Origin of the sequence: Mucilaginibacter calamicampi (assembly GCF_042676765.1) — a bacterium.
GTDB lineage: Bacteria > Bacteroidota > Bacteroidia > Sphingobacteriales > Sphingobacteriaceae > Mucilaginibacter > Mucilaginibacter calamicampi.
Genome location: NZ_JBHTHU010000005.1, coordinates 375,667 through 394,578 on the forward strand (window position 1 = coordinate 375,667; position 18,912 = coordinate 394,578).

Consider the following 18,912-nt stretch of genomic DNA (forward strand, 5'->3'; position numbering starts at 1 on the left):
CCCCGTGCTTTAGTTATTTTTTTCTACCAGCTTTTTCAAACCCTTCAATACTTTTTGCCAACCTTTTACTGACCGGTGGTAACGCTTTTCGGCACCATCGCCACTGCCAACGTCGTCAGTAATGGTCAATAGGGTATGGCCGTTTTCAAAGGTCAGCTCATCTGTAACAGTGGATTGGCTTGCATCTTCGCCTTTTCCGTTTTTTAGTGTGTATTTAAGCAGCTTTCCGGGAACAGCTTTTAATATTTTACCTTTCATCTCAAAGGGAATTATCCGAAACATACGCCCTTTAAAAGTAATCGGGCTGCCTTCTTTCCACTGCGATATTACACGGGCATTAAAAAAATATTCCTTTGTTTTTTCGGGGTTGGTAAGTGCATCCCACACCGCATCCACAGGGGAATTTAGCTTAACTTGCTGATGTACAATGTAGTTTTTCATGCCTTAGCAAGGGCAAACTTTGTACCAAAATATTTTCCGGGCGCTTTTAAGACAAGATCCGCTAAATACCTACCTGCACCCCCACGCCGCCAAAATTATTAAGATAAGATTTAGCTGCCAACGCAATTTTAGGCGTTATAAAGTACTTAGCCGATACGGTACTGTAGAACATACGGCCGTAAACAAATTTGTTGGTGCCGGTCTGCGTGTAAATATAACGTTCGTATCCGCCTAAAAAATAGCCGTAACTGCCTGAGAAAACCATCCTGCCCAGGCGCAGGTCAACACCGGCATTAACGCCAACATTAACATGGCTGTATACCGGTGTGTAGTTACCCTGAAATGTTTGTATAAAGCGGGCGGTGTCTGAGGTAGCTGAGCCCAGCGGCGATGTTTTGGATGAATAAACCAGGTCTGTACCCACTTTTAGCCCCAATACATGGTTTACATAGCGACTAAACGAAGCAGATAAACCCGCTTTAAAAATGGGAGTTGCCGACTTGCGGAACGATTTATCTAATTGTAAGTTAACGCCGTTCAACTGGTAAAAGCCGGTTGTTATTTGGCCGGTGTAACCGCCAATAAACTCAAAAGCCAGCGCGTTTTTACCCAAATTGAATTTAGGAGCATGTGTACGGGTTGGTGCTGATGACAGGCCATGTGTTATACCTATAAATGATTCTATTTTGTTTAGCCCAACATTTGGCTTGCTGGTATTAGAGTTAGAGGAGTGCGCCACAACAGCACCTATTTGCAGGCTGGTATTGTAAGTTACCGGGAAAACCAGCTTTAACTTAGCGCTGCTTATAATATTTAAACGGCCACCCATAACCTGGTTAACACCGCCGGTAGTGCCATAATCTTTGGTTGAATACAAAAGCCCCAGCCCGGGTGCAAATAATACTTTAAAGCCGTTTGCATTAAGCAATCTAATGTCCAGACCTCCTGATAAAGCCACGTGGGTACCAAAGTAGCCGGTTTCGCGAAATTTGGGATTGAATGCCGTTAACGCGTTGCCGCCGCTAACGCCACCCATGTTATATAAAGTGGCATCAATGGTTATATTCTCTACATTCAGCATGCTTGTCCACTCAGCCTCGCTGTTAGCCACGTTTATATTGTAATTAAGCCCGATGCCCTGGTATGCGCCCTGTGTAGCTGCCATGGTGGCCCCATACATAAAATTTGCGCCTATAGAGTTTCTGTTTTGCGCGTACGATACTGATGTTATCGCCAACAGTAATAACAGTAGTTTTAGTTTGCTTTTCAATCTCATATATCAAAATTTTAAGCAGTAGTTAATCAAGCATTAAAATGGTTCAAGGCAATGATTTACGCTAAAATGAAATATGAAAATCTAATACTGATCTGATTTACACGCGCGGGGGATCTCGTTGAACAAATCATTAATGTTTCTCATTTTAGGTAGCATTGCTATCATCCCCCGGGTAGGTAAAAGAGCGCCCGAAAGCAATAGCAACACTCCGTTTAACGGAGCGCAATTAATTTTTGTTACAGTTAGAAGTTGGCTCTGGGTAGATTAAATTAAGGGCTAATTATCATACTCTCCTTGCAGCGCGTATTTACCTAACAGGCATAGGCCTGTGGCAGCCAATGGGGTTATAATAGCGGTTACAATAATGCCGAAGATCATGTCATCCTGTTTGCCCGATATTATTTTGGAGATGCCCAGCTTGAATATGCCTACGTATACCGCAAGCAAGCCGAGTGCTATCCAAACAACGCCCATTATCCTTTTAATTTTTATAAGCAGTGCCGATGATGGTCTGGGTTCGCCCTGGTGCTCTTTGTACTCTTTGAGGTAAAGTAAGCCAATTACAAATGATATGCACATCATTAAGATAGGATAGGAGAGGCCCGCCAGATAGTAATCTTTGCTCCCGGCTTCTGTAGCTTTGTTTACAAGGTAAGTAGATATAACCATGCACATACCCCCAAAAACGCCAAAGCCAATATGATACGGGAAAGATATAGATGTATACCTTATTTTTAGCGGAAACATCTCAACCAGATAAGCAGCCAGCGGGCCGTATGCCAAAGCAACTATACCCAGCAATATGGCAACATAGCCAATCAGTACCCACTTATCATGTTTGTTTAGGGTGATACTTTTAAGTACTTCGGTACTTGCCGGTTTGCCGTTATTAAGCGTTACCTTTTCTACTTCCTGGTAAACGGTTTTGTCTGTAAAAAAATGGCGCGTGGTGGTAGTGATCAATGCTCCGTCCTGTTTTTTGTCGACGGTAATTTTGCTGATGTCTTCCGTTTTATTCTTCAGGTTTACGGTTTGATAGATCTGCTCGTATATCGGTCTCGACCCCACTATCGCTGTAAATAAACTGAGTAATATTAAAGGCTTGCGGCCTGTTTTGTCAGAAAGCCATGCCGATAGTACGTATACAGGCATCCCTATCAGGAACGCGATAATAAGGATGCTGTTTACTTCATTAAAATCAAGGTATACCGTTTTTAGCAGGAAGGTTTGAATAAACGTAAAGAACTGGCCGTTAAGTACGCCATTACCCAAAGTAACACCAAACACCGCCAATAATATCAACTTTAAATTGGCCTTATTGCCAAAGGTATCTTTCAAGGGCGTTGCAGATGTTTTACCCTTTGCCTTCGCGTTGGCAAACAACGGCGACTCGGCCATGTTTTTGCGGATATACACCGATATTGCAACCAGGAAAATGGATGCCAAAAATGGCAACCGCCAGCCAAATGTCTCCCAATCAGCGGGGCTTAGTACGCTTTTTATAAACAGTACCACACCAAGAGAAATAAGGAAAGCGATAACCGCTGTTACCTGTATCCAGCCCGTCCAAAAGCCGCGGTCTTTAACCGGCGAATGCTCAGCTACAAAGGTGGCCGCCCCGCCGTATTCGCCGCCTATGGCCAAGCCTTGCAGTAACCTTAAAATAAGTACCAGCACGGGTGCCAAATAGCCTATGGTTTGATAAGTGGGTATGGCGCCGATCAGGATGGTAGAACCACCCATTACCAGCAGTGTAACCATAAATGTGTATTTACGACCTATCAGATCGCCCAGGCGGCCAAAAAATAAAGCTCCGAACGGGCGTATTACAAAACCCGCGGCATAAGTAGCTAAAGTGATCAGAAAAGCAGCGGTAGCGTTGCCCTGCGGGAAAAATTTAGTAGCAATAACGCTGGCGAGGCTGCCGAAGATGTAAAAATCATACCATTCTACAATAGTGCCTATGGACGAACCGACTATAACCGGTACCAGGGAGTTTTTATTAAAAGCCATTATATTCAGGTTGTGCCTGTTAGGTTATCTATTCAGATTCAGACAATTGAAAGGTATGTAAAATTTAGCAAACAGTTTACGCTAACTAATTACTTATCCCAAACCATCACCGGCCAATTATAACTGCCGGGCTTTAAGGTCAGAAACAGATCTTCTTGCGCTGTTGCTTTCATACGCACAACCCCTGTACTCAATTCATCAACCGGGGTAAAGCGGGTTAGGTTTAATTGTTTGATAATTGCCGAGGCTGTAGCACCGCCCTCAATCAACAATTCTTTCACGCTCGTTTTTTCAAACACTTTTTCAACTACTGCAGCCGTTTTTTCGCGCAGATTGGTTGCCGCTGTAGCAATGCCGGCAATAGCAATTACGGCTTTTTTCTGTGTGGTTAGCAGCGCTGCTATCTCATCGGCCCAATTATCCAATAAATTTTCGCCCGGGTTTTCCAAATCAACAATATGCAGCGGCATATAACTAACCCGTGTGCCACTGTTTTTTATGTTACGTATAAATTCCCTGCTTTCTTCAAAGGTTGTACCGCTAACAAGCAACGTTGGCTCTTCCAAAATAGCGAACGTACCATTTACTTTTGATAAAAAACCGGCAGCTTCTAACAAAGCCGCGAAGAAGCCGGAACCACCGGCCAGCAGTGTTTGCCTGTCGGCTTTTTGAGCCCACTTTTTAAGGTCGCTGGCTTCGGCGCATTCGCCTACAATTATGCCCGTCGCGGGTAAATTGTCATCAGTGGTATTTATAGCTATTTCGCCTTTATCGCAACGCAAAAGAGAATGTATTTCTGATTGGCTGACCGGAAAATCCGGATCATGGGCAAAGTTGCTCAAGTGAATAGGCAGGCCTTTAATAAAATATTGGCCATCAGTAATGGTCCGTTTTAAAGCCGGGTTGGCCGGAACTAATAAAGTTTTTTTAAACCGCATTACGTCTGCATGGGCGTTAAGTTCGGCCAAAACATGCCCGCGTAATACAGAATCAGTTTTTTTGAAAAGCAATTCGGGATTTAAAGCTTTTAGCCGGGCAGTGATTTCCGTCATTGTAGCAACAGCTTCCTGTTCGGGCATAGACCGGGTATCGGTAGCAACAACCAACAGATCAACATTGGTATTTTGGCCAACCGTGGTAACAACTTCAACCGTTAGCCCATAACGCAAACCTATGCCCGCTATTTCAACGGCTCCGGTTAAATCGTCTGCAATAACGGCTATCATTTTAGCTGGTGGCTTGCTTGCGGTACTTGCTCAACTGCACGGCCGACTCTATAGCTAATATCATAGCATCCGCGCTCGCAACTCCTTTTCCCGCAATCTCGAAAGCTGTACCATGATCAACAGAGGTACGGATAATAGGCAGCCCCATGGTGATGTTCACCCCCTTAACGCTCTTCATTTGTTGTTTCACAGCGTCCCACTGAAAGCCCGTTAGTTTAAAAGGAATATGCCCCTGGTCGTGATACATGGCAACCACGCCGCCATAAGCACCTGTTGCAGCTTTGGCAAACAAGGTATCAGGCGGCACCGGGCCATCCACATCAAAACCCCTGCGGCGGGCCTCTTCAATGGCGGGCAATATTTCCAGTTCTTCTTCGGTGCCAAACAAACCGCTGTCGCCCGCGTGGGGGTTAAGGCCCGCTATACCTATTTTTAAATTCGTTTCGCCCAGGCTGATAAGGCCATTGTGCAACAGATCAACAACCTCCAGTATGCGGTCCTTTTTTACCAGATCGCAGGCCTGCCTTAACGATACATGGGTTGATACGTGGATCACCTTCAAATTATCCTCCACCAGCAACATCGCATATTTGCGTGTGCCGGTAAGGTAGGCATATATTTCTGTATGCCCGGCATAGTGATGCCCGGCTTCGTTGATGGATTTTTTGTTGATGGGGCCGGTTACCGTAGCGTCAATATCGCCTGCTAAAGCCAGTTCTATCACCTTTTTAACCGACTGAAAAGCCGCCTCGCCCGCCGCTGCCGAGATCTCGCCAAAATTAAACTGACTGATCTCAATATTATACAGGTCGAACACATCTATCACCCCAAACTCAAAGCGTGCTTCGCTTACGTTTTTTATTATGTTGATTGACGCGTTTAAACTCAATCGCTTAATTATGGCGTCAAACACCACCGCGTCGCCCACCAACAAGGGTTTGCAGCTATCGTATATGCTTTGGTTCAGCAGCGCTTTTATAGCTATTTCGGGCCCGATGCTGGCCGGGTCGCCCATGGTAATTCCTATAATTGGTTTATCAGGCATTGCGTTTATGGAGTAGAGGTGCAATTTACTTTTTTGGGGGATGGGTTGCAAATACGCAATTGTTTGGCGTAACTAATTAAAACAAAAGCGGCCCGAACTTTCATCCGGGCCGCTTTTTATATCAGTTTAAAATAACTATTGTTTAGAAATTTTATATAGCTTACCGCTGTCAGTTCCGGCATAAATAGAACCGTCTTTACCGGTAGCTATGCAGCGCCAGCGCTCGCGTTTATCAGCTAACAAGCGCTCTTCGCCTACTACTTTATTTTTTTCAATAACAAGGCGGGTAATAAACATACTGCTCAATCCGCCAATAAACATGTTGTTTTTCCACTCGGCAATGTTGCCGGTATAAAACATCATACAGCCCGGCGATATTACAGGATCAAAGTAATAAACAGGTTGTATCATTCCTTCTTTTTGTTGTATACCATCATAAACCTTTACGCCTCTGTATTCAATGCCATAGGTAATTACGGGCCAGCCGTAGTTACCACCTGCTTTAATTAAATTTACTTCATCGCCACCGCGTGGGCCAAACTCAACTTCCCAAAGGTCGCCGGTAACCGGGTGAAAAGCCATGCCATCCTCGTTGCGGAAGCCATAGGCATATATTTCGGGTTTAGCATTGGCTTTACCAATAAAAGGGTTGCCGGCAACCGGTTTACCTTCTTTTGTTATACGGAGTATCTTGCCGGTGGTGGTGCTCAGATCCTGCGCTTTTACGCGTATGGCATCATCCATACGGTCGCCTGAACTTACCACGATGTTACCTTGCTTATCAAATAACAAACGCGAGCCGAACTGACCGGCACCTTTGTAGCGCGGGGTAGCTTCGTAAATAACCTTTACGTTTTCCAGTTTGGTTTCGTCTGCAGATAGTTTTCCTTTAGCTATTGCCAGCGTTGCACCGTCTTCGCCGGGTTGGGCGTAGGTCCAGTATACCATGCGGTTTTTGGTAAAATCTGGGTCAATATTTACGTCAAGCAAACCACCTTGATTAGCAAATTGCACCGCAGGGAAACCGGTAATGGTTTTATCCAGTTTACCATCAGCAGTTAATATTTGCATATTGCCGGGTTTGCCGCTTATCAATAAACGGCCATCAGGCAAAACATGCATACCCCATGGGCCCTTTAATTCGGTATTGATAACCGTTGATGTGTAAGGGGTTTTGGTGGTAACGCTGCCAATACGGGTTTGCCCGGCAAATGCGGGTTTGTAATCGCTGTTGGCTTTAGCGGTTTCTACCGGTGCGCCCGTTTGTGCCATTACCGCTGTAGTTGCCGATATCAATATGGCCGCCGCTGCAATAGACGTATAAAATTTTGATCTCATAAAATCTGTTTTGAATTAATAGCTGCAAGTTACAATGTTATAGTATACAAGTGCAAATGCTATATGTTTTTAATACACAGCCCCGGCAACAATTACCTCACAACTATTTATCTGTGTGTATGAAACGCAAAAAAGCCGGGTACTTTTGGTACCCGGCTTTTAAATTAATTAGTTTATCCTATTAGAATTTGTAAGACAATGTTGCAGAGTACATACGCGGAGGTATTGGATTAACGCTGTAATTCTCGTGCACTGTATAGTTAAGCTCATTGGTTATGTTAGATAGTTTGGCTAATAACGATAGCTTTTTGTAAGTATAACCTGCAGTAAGATCAACAGTAGTATAAGCTGCCACATCAACAACCGCGCCCCGTGCCTTAGCAGGTGCTTTAAGTGTGTTAAAGCCCATATTACGTCTGCCTGTGTAAAAGCCCGATGCACCCAATTTTAGCCCCTTAACCGCACCGCTGGTAAAGGTGTAAAAAATTGTTCCGTTAGCGGTATGGGGTGTAGTACCGATGATACGTTCGCCCTCTGTAATACCGGCGGTATATGTAGTGGTGGTACCAACAGTTGTAGCAACAACAGGCGCTGTTTTGCTGTAGCGGAAATAGCTATAGCTGTAACCTGCAAGGAAATATAAACCTTTTGAAATTTTACCGTTAATATCTACCTCTAAACCATCGCTTTTAGTAGCACCGCTAAACTCTCTGAAAAGGGTAGACACGGTTCCATCAGGCAAAATGGCGTTCTGTGCAAACCTGTTATTAGCTATGCGGTAAGCAGTAACATTTACGCTTAATTTACCGTCCATAAAATCGTTCTTAACACCGGCCTCGTATTGGTCAATAATTGATGGGCCCATGGGGTTGTTATTAACGTCAATACCTGTGTTAGATGTAAAGTTGTTAGCGTAGCTTAAATAAACTGATGTTGTTTTTATTGGCTGATAAACTAAACCGAACTTAGGTGAGAATGCCTTGTCTATTTTAAAGCCATCTAAACCGGTATTAGCAAGCGTAGTTACGCCGGTATCTTCGTTATAAGCACTTGATCTTGGCGTTCTTTGATAGGTATAACGTATACCTGCCAACACCTTAAATTTTTCTGTAAGGGCTATCAGATCCTGCGCAAATGCACCCATACGGTATATTGGCGCGGTGGTAGTTTGGTACGCACGGGTATAAGGAATATCCATGCTGGTTGCGTAAGTAGATGGGTCAAGCAAATTTACCGGTGTAGCGTTGGCTGTGGTAGGCGAGGTACTTAAACCACCATATTTAAACGCGTTGGTTTTAGTAAGCGATTCGTCTGCATCAGCACCAAACAAAAATGTATGTTTTATTGAACCGGTTTCTGCACTGCCTGTAAGCGTTAACTGCTGGTTATAGGTAAGTTCATTAATTTTTGAGCGGGTTAAAGCACGTATCGCTAATACAGGTGTACCGTTTGCGGCAGTTGTTTGTTGCGGACGCTCTGCACCAAAATAGTTACGGGTGTAATTTTGAACAGCAACTATTGCATTCAGTTTCCAGTTATCATTAAAACGGTGAGTCAGGTTAAACTGAGCGCTGCTGGTATTGGTATTGTTATATGCCCATGATGTGTTAACGAAGGCGTTACGGCCGATATTAGGAATTTTACCGTCAACGGTACCTAAACCAAAGTCGGGCGTGTAATTACTCTTCAGGTAATCGCCCTGTACAAGCAGATCTGTTTTCTTGCCCAGTTTGAATAATAAAGAGGGATTAACATAAAAACGATCTGTTTTTACCACATCGCGAAAGCTCCTGGCATTTTCTTTTGTAGCGATGATCCTGAAAGCTACATTTTTTGAGATAGGGCCGTATACATCAACAGTTGGCTTATATAGCTGGTAGCTGCCTACACGCATGCTCACTTCGCCGCCATAGTTAAATTTGGGTTTTTTGGTGATAAGATTCACTACCGCACCACCTGTAACGCCGCCATACATAAGCGCCGCGCTACCCTTCAAAATCTCTACAGACTCTAATGTACTGGCCTCCGGAGAGCCACCTATTGTTGTACGTGCACCATTTTTTAACACGTTGTTACCACCCAATGAATAACCACGGGCAAAGAAGGTATCACCTGTTGAACCACGGTTTTCGCCCATTACTATGCCGTTTACGTTTTTTATAACATCAGCTAAGCGATTGGCCTGCTGATCAGTAATAATAGTGCTGTCAATCACCTGGATAGCCTGCGGCATATCCATTGGCTTAATGCCGGATTTGCCTACACTAACCGGTTTGTTAAGCCGGTTTGAACCTGCAATAACAACCTCATTAAGCTGTGAAGCGTTTTCTGAAAGCGAAAAGTTTACTACGCTTTCCTTGCCAGATTTAACAGTTACCTGCTGTTGCTGCGTCTGCATCCCTACAAAAGATACTCTGAGTGTATATGTACCTGCCTTAACGCCGGTTAGTTTATAGTTACCATTATCATCTGTAGTTGTGCCCTTATTAGAACCGGTAATGCCAACACTTACAAAAGCGGCCGGGTGGCCGTCGCTGGTTTGCACATGGCCCTTTATGCTGCCATTTTTTTCGATATCATCATCACCGGCAACGGCAATTACTGAGATAAACAGGAGGGACAGTAAAATTGTGTAGAGTTTGTTTTTCATTTATATATTTATTTAGACTAATTCTTAATTGAGCGCAAAGATAGATTTTGAAATCGTTTTGTCAAGGCTATTTAGATTAATTTTAAATAATGTTTTTATTTAGACTGTTTCTTATTAACTTCGTGCACTTTAAAAAATCAACATGAAAAAAATACTGATCGCAATTTTAGCTTTAGCTGCATTTACAGCGCAAGCACAGCAGAATACGCTTTTAGAAGCTTCGTTTTGGCAGGGAGCGCCAACAGTTGACGCCCTGAAGGCCGAAATAGCTAAAGGAAATAATCCGGCGCAGTTTACCAGCAATATGTTCGACGCTGTAGTTACAGCTATTAATGCTAATGCACCTACAGAAACTGTAAAGTATCTTATTGAGCAGCCGGGTAACGATGTTAACAAACTAACCCATGATGGACGTATCTATTTACACTGGGCAGCAAGTCGCGGTAATGTTGAGTTGGAAGAGTACCTGTTAAAGAAAGGTTCAAAGTTAGATCTGGTTGATACGCATGGCAGCACACCCCTGTTGTTCTCGGCTAACCAAAAAAATACCAAAATATTTGACACGTTTATAGCCCACGGTGCCAACCTGCAAAAAGATGTTAATGCTGATGGCGCTAACATACTATTGCTGGCCATAGCTAACGACAAAGATTTTACACTGACCGATTACTTCGTATCAAAAGGTGTTAGCTTAAATAGCGTGGACAAAGCAGGTAATAACGCGTTTGCTTATGCTGCGCGGTCAGGCAATATAGAGTTTTTGAAAAAACTGGTTGAAAAAGGCATTAAACCCAATGCTAACGCCATGTTAATGGCTGCGCAAGGTGGTGGTGGCCGTGGTGCGGCCCCAGCAGCTACAGGTTTAGCTATTTTTGAATATTTAGAAAGTGTAGGCATTAAACCAACCGCTGTTGCAAAAAATGGCGAGAACGTTTTGCACGCTATAGCACGCAAACCAGGCCAGGCCGAGCAAATAAAATACTTCCTGGCAAAAGGTGTATCTGTTGATCAGGTAAATGAGGATGGTAACAATGTATTGATGGCTGCGGTAGCGGTTAACCGCGATCTGGCCGTGCTTGATCTGCTGGTACCTAAAACAAAAAACATTAACCAGGCTAATCTTCAGGGTCAAACAGCTTTAGCATTGGCTGTTAAAGGTAACTCGCCCGAGGTTGTTAGCTACCTTATAAGCAAAGGTGCTGATGTTAAAGCGTTGGATAAAAAAGGTAACAACCTTGCGTTTTATGCAGTAGAGTCTTATCGTTCGGCAGGCGGCGGTCGCGGTGGTGCAGGTATGGGTGGCCCTAAACCTGAAGATTTTGATAATAAACTGGCCGCTCTTAAACAGGCCGGCTTAGATATCGCTGCTCCGCAAAAGGATGGTAATACTTTATATCATTTGGCTGTTGCTAAAAATGACCTGTCATTGGTAAAACGTGTACAGGCTTTAGGTGTTGACATTAACGCTAAAAATAAGGAAGGCATTACGCCATTGCACAAAGCAGCCTTAATAGCTAAGGATGATGTGATGTTAAAGTACCTGTTATCAATTGATGCTAAAAAAGACGCTGTTACCGGCTTTAAAGAAACAGCTTTTGACCTGGCTAAAGAGAACGAAACCCTAACTAAAAATAAAGCAGACATTACCTTCTTAAAATAATATGATATCTAATTTTCTAAAAACCGCATTTGTAGTAGTGGCGCTGGTTTGTGTTCAATCTGCAACATCAGTAGCGCAGACAACTAAATACAAATGCATGATACAGATGACCAACTACATGGGCGATGGCGCTTACATAGTTATCTCTTTAATAGATAGCAAAGGCGCTTACGAAAAAACGCTGTATGTGTTGGGGTCTGACAAAAAATGGTACAAAACCATTAAGGAATGGAATAAATTCTATCTGAAAAAACCTGCGGCAGTTAACGCTATTACAGGCGCATCAGTAACCGGTGGCGACCGTGCCGTTAATGTAATTGAAATTGAGAACGCAAAGATAGACAAAGGCTACAAGTTGCGTTTTGAAAGCGCCGTTGAGGATAAAGCTTATAATTTAAAGGACGTTGAAATACCCCTGACAACTGAAACCCTTGCCGCAAAAACCGAAGGCACGGGCTACATTAGGTACGTGAGGTTCAGCGCCAACTAAAATTTAATATGACGATTTCTGTATGGAGATATAGCCACTTAGCACTGGCTATATCTTCTTTTCTTTTGCTCACGCTGGCCTCTGTAACGGGCGTTATTCTGGCCTTCCAGCCGGTGACTGAGAAAATGCAGCCCTACCGCGCGGCTGATCTGGATAAGGTAACTTTAGCACAATCTTTACCCGCTCTTCGTAAAACATACCCCGGCATAAGCGAGCTTTCTGTAGATGCCCACCAGTTTGTACAGATAAAAGGAAGCGATGCCGATGGTAAAGAACTGTTGGCCTATGTTAACCCAATTACAGGTAAAATATTAGGCAAACCAAAGCCTGTTGATGAGTTTTTTCAATGGGTAACCGCCCTGCATCGCTCACTGTTTATTCACGAAACGGGTAGATTTTTTATAGGACTTACCGCCTTTTTATTGTTGTTGATAACCATATCTGGCACCGCGCTCATTATTCAGCGGCAGCGGGGGGTAAAACGGTTCTTTACCAAAATAGCCCGCGACAACTTCGCGCAGTTTTACCACGTTGTTTTAGGGCGATGGTCACTTATCCCGATATTTATTATCGCGTTAAGCGGCACTTATTTGTCGCTGGCAAGGTTTGGATTAATTGATATCAATAAAGCCTCAACTAAGGTTGATTTTGATAAGATCAAATCAGGCCCGAAAAAAAAAGCGACTGATTTTGGGGTATTTAAGCAAACCACGCTATCGCAGGTAGAAACTGTGGAGTTTCCATTTTCTGAAGATGTTGAGGATTATTATACCATCAAACTAAAAACCGGCGAGGTAGCGGTTAACCAGGTTACCGGCGATATTTTAAGCGAGGTAAAATATCCGAAAGCCATAATGCTCACTAACCTGAGCCTTGATCTGCATACGGGTAGAACCAGTATAATATGGGCCGTTATCCTGGCTATTGCTTCAGCCAATATCCTTTTCTTTATTTATTCGGGTTTTGCCATAACATTTAAGCGTTTGGGCAGTCGCACAAAAAACAAGTACGAGGCCGAGGAAAGCAAATACATTATTTTGGTTGGGTCTGAAAATGGAAACACCTTCAGCTTTGCGCAGGCTATTCATCAGCAATTGCTAAAAAAGGGGGAAAAGTCGCATGTGGCGCAATTGAATGATTACCGGGTGTTCCCCAAGGCAGAGCATTTAATTATAATGACAGCCACCTACGGTTTAGGCGACCCACCAACCAACGCTGTTAAATTTAAAGAGCTGCTGCAAAAGTTCCCGCAATCACAAGCCGTACTTTATTCGGTAGTAGGGTTTGGTTCCCATGCCTATGCAGATTTCTGCAAATTCGCGTTTGAGGTGGATCAGATAATGGCAGCACAGGGCTGGGCCATTGCATTAACGGATATTCATACGGTTAACGACCGCTCGCCTGATGAGTTTAGCCTGTGGGCCGAAGCATGGTCGCAGCAGGCAAATGTGCAGTTAACTACGCTGCAACTACAGGATACCAATAAAAATCGTTTAGAAACTTTTACAGTAAGTGCCAATACCGCCGCGACGCGTACAGACGGAACATTTACACTGAGCTTGCAAGGCAGCAAAAAATTGAAAGTCACTTCCGGCGATCTGTTAGCTATTTATCCCGCTGATGATCACCGCGAACGGCTTTACTCCATTGGCGTTGTTGATGGAAAAATTCATCTGAGTGTTCGCTTACAGTCGCATGGGTTGGGCTCAAGCTATTTACATTGCCTAACCCAGGGGCAAAAAATACGTGCAAGGATAGTGAACAATAAACATTTCCATTTCCCCACAGATGCCCCCGAGGTTTTGATGATAGCCAACGGCACAGGCATTGCGCCGTTTTTAGGCATGCTTAACCAAAATAAGGCTAAAAAGCCTTGTTATTTATACTGTGGTTTCAGGGAGCAGGCATCTTATACCGCTTACCAGGATCTGATTTTAGAATGTAAAGCTACTGCCCGGCTTAAACAGCATCACATAGGATTTTCCCGCGAGGGCAAAAAGCAATACGTAAGCGATTTGATTAAAGATGATGCCGCGTTTGTAGCAGCACTTTTAGAAAGAAAGGGCGTGCTAATGATATGCGGATCATTAGCCATGCAGAAAGATGTTTTTGAGTTGCTGGATACCATTTGCAGCGAACGCACGGGCAAAACCCTAAGCTATTACCGCTCGCGAGATCAGATACTGACGGATTGTTATTAGGGTAGGTGTTTTTTATTTGATTGTCCTTTCGAGTGATAACTAGAAATCTATACATATTCTCATCCGCAGGTAGGCTTGTGAATAGATCTCTCACTATCGTTCGAGATGACAACTTTTAATAAACTTGCTTAAGTCCTCCGCTTTTTTACACCCAATTGCGGAGATGAAATGATCTGCCCATCATCAGTAATAATCAAATACTTATAAGCCGGAAACTGCTTAATGAATTTTAACGCCGCATCCTTACCTAACACCATCATTGATGTGCTAAACCCATTGGCTCTCTCGGCACTTGGGCCAAATATGGTTACGCTGGTGAGGCCGGTTGCGGGGTAGCCTGTTTTGGGGTTAATAATATGGGCGTAGCGCTTGCCGTTAAATTCAACAAATTTCTCGTAACTGCCTGATGTAACTACCGAGCCTCGTTTTAGCGCTACTACTTTAATTAATTCAGTTGTTTTAGCCGGGTTGGTTATGCCGATGGTCCAATCTTTTCCATTAGGTTGACTACCCCATGTGCTCATATCACCCGATCCGTTTACTATACCCGCTTTAATGCCTCGCGCCAGCATAATTTGCCGGCAGCGGTCGGCAGCGTAGCCTTCGCCTAATGCGCCAAAGCCAATCTTCATGCCCGGTAACTTAAGGTAAATGGTGGAGTTTACACTATCAAGAATGATGTTTTTGTAGCCAACCTTTTCTACTGATCTTTTAATGGCATCCGGCGAAGGCATCACCGTCATGCTGCCATCAAACTTCCAGATCCTGTCCATTGCCGCAAAGCTGATGTCAAAAGCGCCACCTGTAATTTCTGATAGATGCAAAGCACGCCTGGTTAACCCAAATACTTCGGCAGATACTTTCACCGGGCGTATTCCCGCATTACTATTTACCTGCGATACCTGGGTTGATGGTATCCAATCAGATATCAGGTGCTCTATCCGACTTACTTCGGCAATGCAGGTATCAATATTTTGTTCGGCAGTAGGGCCATCTTTTGCAACAATGGTAAAATCCCAGCGGGCACCCATTAGTTTAGTGGTACGCTTGCGCAATACCTGCGCATTGGCGGTAGAGCAAACCAGTATAAAAAGCAGCAGATATGCGTATCTCATGTTAGATATAACGCAAATATCCGTATTTTTTTATGCTTAAGGATGCTATTCGCCTGTAGATAATTTGGCCTCTGTTTCCGTTTGAGGCGCGCCGGATTTGTTTGGACTACCAACTCCAGTGCTGATCAGATTTTTTAAACTTGTCTGCATATAAAATGTCCAGCCCTGGTAACAGGCATCATAACACTCATATTCGGGTACAAGTCCGTAATGCGTAAGCGTCATTTCAGTTTGATTGCCTTTAGTATTAACATCAAATACCACTTTAGTGTTTACCCATTCGGTTTTATCCCGGGTAAAGTTGAAGTTGTTTTCGAGTATGCGCCATACCACCTTTTTTCCGGGGGTAAGCTCTTCAATTTTAACCTTGCAGAAATGAACATCTTCAAAATGATAATCAAATACATCATTTACGTTGTCGGCACTTCCCGTAATTTCTTCAGACCACCAAAGCTGTGGATGTATGATAGCATCATAAACTTGTTGAGGGGTTTGATCCACTTTAAAGCTTGTAGTAAAATCCTGTTCTTTCATGGTTAAAATGTTTATGTAAACAAATTTAGGCTTAACGGATGGGGTTAAAAATGGTCTGGATAGACATTAATGGGGGTTGTTTTAGACAATAAGTTTAATTATAGCGCCAGCCAAACAGTTAAGCTGTCCCGGCGTTTTGTGAAAGTACGGTATAGGCAAATTAATGTTTACCGTGGAATTTCATTTTGTAAATTAGCCCTATGGAAATATTCGCTCAGGCCGACTCCTGGATATCACTTTTAACACTTACCGTTCTGGAGATTGTTTTAGGTATTGATAACATTGTTTTTATATCAATTTTAACAGACAAACTACCTAAAGATCAGCAGAAAAGGGGCAGAACAATTGGCCTGGCAGTAGCCATGGTTACCCGCGTGTTGCTGCTGCTATCTATAAGTTGGGTAATGACACTTACCAGCCCGCTGTTTAATGTGGCTAACTGGGTGGGCGTGACTAATGAGCAATGGGTAAGTAATCTGGCAATCTCCGGCCGTGATCTTATTTTATTGATAGGCGGCCTGTTCCTGATCTACAAAAGCACCGCTGAAATTCATCATAAGTTAGAGGATGAGGACGAAACAGACGTAAAAGTAAAGGGTCGCTCTTTTTGGGGTACCATAGCGCAAATTGTGGTGTTAGATATCGTTTTCTCGCTTGATTCTGTTATTACAGCAGTTGGTATGGCAGAGCATATTGAGATAATGATAATAGCTGTGGTACTGGCCGTGGGCGTTATGCTGTGGGCCGCCGGCGGTATAGCTTCTTTTGTAAACAAACACCCTACGGTTAAAATGCTGGCGCTGTCTTTTTTATTACTGATAGGCGTATCGTTACTGGCTGAAGCGTTAGATCAGCATATCCCTAAAGGATATATCTACTTTGCAATGGCGTTCTCGGTGTTGGTAGAGGTGCTGAATTTGAAGTTAAAGAAGAAAAAGGCATAATTTTTTGTTTGGCTTAACAAAACGCTGACGGTCTTGTTATTAATGAAACAATTGACTTATGACCGATAAAGAATTCCGCGAAGAATATAAACCCCTGCAGGTGCCCGCGCACTTTGATAAGACAGCGTCTATTGCCGACCAAACCTTATATGCTTTAGGCCAGCTGGGCAGCGCTACTGCCGATGAAGTAGCGGGCGAATTGATGAACCTGCATAGCGATGAGGCAGGAAAAGACCTGATAGGCGGCGTACATTTGATACTTACCGAATGGCATACCAAAGGACTAATTGCCGCTACAGACGAGAATGGCGACCTGCATTACAGCCTGCAAAAAATTACGGAGGCTAATGATGGCCATGTTAACCCGGATCTGTTAGCGCCTGGGTTGGACTAAATCAATTTAAAAATATAAATTGTCATTCTGAGCGACAACGAAGAATCTTGTAAACTAAGCTGAGCAAAGCGCTTAGTTACAAAGCGTATAAGATACTTCGCTGCGCTCAGTATGACAGTCTTTTTTTTTACTTACCTTAACGTAGCGTAATTATAAAATTTCAGCTTACCATCGCCATTAATATTGATGGTTTTTACCTCATCGGTTCCGTTGGCGCTTTTTAGGGTAAGAGAGATCTGGTTCTCGCCTTTTTTTAGTGGGATACGGGCGTACGAGATACTGCCCGGTAATGATTGCCAGCTGCGGGTATCTGCTTTTTCTGATAGCAGGCTATAAAGCTGCATACCGTAGCCAAGTCCTTCTAATACCGTATTAGTTTGGCCGTTGCTGCTTTTGGCACTTTCGCGTAAGGTATATTCGGCTATTTTTTTTACCGCTAAGCGCGATAATACTTTACCCGCTTCGCTCAAGGTGCGTTGCTGCAAAGTTTTAATCGCTATCTCGTTTACATCCTCCGTCTTCTCAAGCGGAACTTTTACGGCATCGTTGCTTACAACAGCGCCGGTAAAATAAGGGTTTTGCGGTATGTATTTAGGGAACGCGGCCCTTAAGCTTTCTACCGATTTGGTATTCACCCTGCGCCTGTCGCCGGTATAATTAAAAGGGATAACCCAGCCGCCGGTAGCATCGCTAAAAAACATATCGCCGTTGCTGTTTTTTATCAGCCCGAAATACATATCAACCTGTGTTTTTATGGGTGCGGGGCCGTTCTCCCAAAAAACAACTAACTCTCCACCGTCTGACGGTGGTATGGGCATATAGGTAACACCAAACTGCTTTTCGTATTGGTCAGCCTCAGCTGCAAAGCCGTTTGCTTTGGCCGTGCGTATCAGGTCAAGCTTTAAGCCTGCGGGTATACTTGTACCGTACCAGGTTTTGTCGGGACTATTTTGGTAAATTTCCACAGCGTTACGGTAGGATATAAAAGCGTTATTTATATCGCCATCGCTTTCATAAAGCATACCCTGCAACATTAGCGAGAAGGCATCGTTGCTGTAACGGTTAGTTTTATTATTGAATTTGTCGCCTTGTTCCTGTGCCTGCAGGGTTATGCGGCGCGCCTCAACAATGGCATCTTCTTTTTTGCCCAGGTAGATGTAGTTAAGCGCCTTGTAATAATGGATCATAAATTTCTCCACATCCTCGCCCTTGTAACGCTGCGACATAGAGTTGACCAATACACCAACGGCTGCATCGCCCGCGTCTGTCAGGCCCTTCTCTAACAAAGAATCGGCACCGTTAAAGTATTGATTACTCTTTTCGTATTCGCCGTTGAGATGACTGATGCGGCCCTTTTCCATTAAAAAAAGCAGCTGGTTACGTGGCTTTTGGATAAGGGCATTCTTGTTCAGTTGCTTCTCGGCTTCCGCATAATTTCCCGTACGCACGTTTTTATAATACGGCAGCACCTGGTCGTTATACGTAGCGCAACCCGATAAAAAGAGCATCAATGCTATAAGGCATGATGCTCCGGGAAAATACTTTTTAATAAATGTCATTACAAAATTGGATCTGCCGTAAAACG

Annotated in this window: 15 protein-coding genes; 5 read left to right on the forward strand and 10 right to left on the reverse strand. The window is 43.7% G+C overall.

Annotation, left to right across the window (positions count from 1 at the left end; genetic code table 11):
* Positions 1-9: 9 nt before the first annotated feature.
* The 7 genes from ACFQZS_RS07350 to ACFQZS_RS07380 form a co-directional block, all read right to left on the reverse strand.
* A complete protein-coding gene (locus ACFQZS_RS07350; protein ID WP_377098764.1) occupies positions 10-441 on the reverse strand; it encodes an SRPBCC domain-containing protein in 432 nt (143 codons plus the stop codon).
* A gap of 61 nt (positions 442-502) precedes the next feature.
* On the reverse strand, positions 503-1,717 hold the full coding sequence (locus ACFQZS_RS07355; protein ID WP_377098766.1) for an acyloxyacyl hydrolase: 1,215 nt from the start codon (positions 1,715-1,717) through the stop codon (positions 503-505).
* A 276-nt stretch (positions 1,718-1,993) separates the two neighbouring features.
* Positions 1,994-3,730: an MFS transporter gene (locus tag ACFQZS_RS07360; protein ID WP_377098768.1), complete on the reverse strand. Its 1,737-nt coding sequence runs from the start codon at positions 3,728-3,730 to the stop codon at positions 1,994-1,996.
* An 89-nt stretch (positions 3,731-3,819) separates the two neighbouring features.
* Positions 3,820-4,956 (reverse strand): four-carbon acid sugar kinase family protein, encoded by a 1,137-nt coding sequence (locus tag ACFQZS_RS07365; RefSeq protein ID WP_377098770.1) that lies wholly within the window; start codon positions 4,954-4,956, stop codon positions 3,820-3,822.
* Position 4,957: 1 nt separating this feature from the next.
* Positions 4,958-6,001, reverse strand: coding sequence for a 4-hydroxythreonine-4-phosphate dehydrogenase PdxA (gene pdxA / locus ACFQZS_RS07370; RefSeq protein ID WP_377098772.1), 1,044 nt, complete (start codon positions 5,999-6,001; stop codon positions 4,958-4,960).
* 135 nt (positions 6,002-6,136) lie between these two features.
* The gene (locus ACFQZS_RS07375) at positions 6,137-7,339 is read right to left on the reverse strand and encodes a PQQ-dependent sugar dehydrogenase (RefSeq protein ID WP_377098774.1); all 1,203 of its coding nucleotides are present in this window, start codon (positions 7,337-7,339) and stop codon (positions 6,137-6,139) included.
* 181 nt (positions 7,340-7,520) lie between these two features.
* Positions 7,521-9,989, reverse strand: a complete 2,469-nt coding sequence (locus tag ACFQZS_RS07380) for a TonB-dependent siderophore receptor (RefSeq protein WP_377098776.1) — start codon at positions 9,987-9,989, stop codon at positions 7,521-7,523.
* 142 nt (positions 9,990-10,131) lie between these two features.
* Here ACFQZS_RS07380 and ACFQZS_RS07385 point away from each other — a divergent pair, with 142 nt between their 5' ends.
* The 3 genes from ACFQZS_RS07385 to ACFQZS_RS07395 are packed head-to-tail and all read left to right on the forward strand — an operon-like array spanning position 10,132 to position 14,340.
* Positions 10,132-11,649, forward strand: coding sequence for an ankyrin repeat domain-containing protein (locus tag ACFQZS_RS07385; protein WP_377098778.1), 1,518 nt, complete (start codon positions 10,132-10,134; stop codon positions 11,647-11,649).
* A gap of 1 nt (position 11,650) precedes the next feature.
* Positions 11,651-12,139 (forward strand): DUF2271 domain-containing protein, encoded by a 489-nt coding sequence (locus ACFQZS_RS07390; protein WP_377098780.1) that lies wholly within the window; start codon positions 11,651-11,653, stop codon positions 12,137-12,139.
* Between the two features lie 8 nt (positions 12,140-12,147).
* Complete coding sequence (locus ACFQZS_RS07395; protein ID WP_377098782.1) at positions 12,148-14,340, forward strand: PepSY domain-containing protein; 2,193 nt, start codon at positions 12,148-12,150, stop codon at positions 14,338-14,340.
* A gap of 128 nt (positions 14,341-14,468) precedes the next feature.
* On the opposite strand, the gene ACFQZS_RS07400 is transcribed toward ACFQZS_RS07395, so the two are convergent.
* Together ACFQZS_RS07400 and ACFQZS_RS07405 are read right to left on the reverse strand one after the other, a co-directional pair.
* Positions 14,469-15,455 (reverse strand): FAD:protein FMN transferase, encoded by a 987-nt coding sequence (locus tag ACFQZS_RS07400; protein ID WP_377098784.1) that lies wholly within the window; start codon positions 15,453-15,455, stop codon positions 14,469-14,471.
* 45 nt (positions 15,456-15,500) lie between these two features.
* A complete protein-coding gene (locus ACFQZS_RS07405) occupies positions 15,501-15,989 on the reverse strand; it encodes an SRPBCC family protein (RefSeq protein WP_377098786.1) in 489 nt (162 codons plus the stop codon).
* A 200-nt stretch (positions 15,990-16,189) separates the two neighbouring features.
* Here ACFQZS_RS07405 and ACFQZS_RS07410 point away from each other — a divergent pair, with 200 nt between their 5' ends.
* Complete coding sequence (locus ACFQZS_RS07410) at positions 16,190-16,933, forward strand: TerC family protein (RefSeq protein ID WP_377098788.1); 744 nt, start codon at positions 16,190-16,192, stop codon at positions 16,931-16,933.
* Between the two features lie 58 nt (positions 16,934-16,991).
* Positions 16,992-17,327: a hypothetical protein gene (locus tag ACFQZS_RS07415; RefSeq protein WP_377098790.1), complete on the forward strand. Its 336-nt coding sequence runs from the start codon at positions 16,992-16,994 to the stop codon at positions 17,325-17,327.
* Between the two features lie 131 nt (positions 17,328-17,458).
* Here ACFQZS_RS07415 and ACFQZS_RS07420 read toward each other — a convergent pair whose 3' ends face one another.
* Positions 17,459-18,886 carry a COG3014 family protein gene (locus tag ACFQZS_RS07420; protein ID WP_377098792.1) on the reverse strand — a complete coding sequence of 476 codons (1,428 nt, stop codon included), beginning with the start codon at positions 18,884-18,886 and terminating at the stop codon, positions 17,459-17,461.
* Positions 18,887-18,912: the final 26 nt, after the last annotated feature.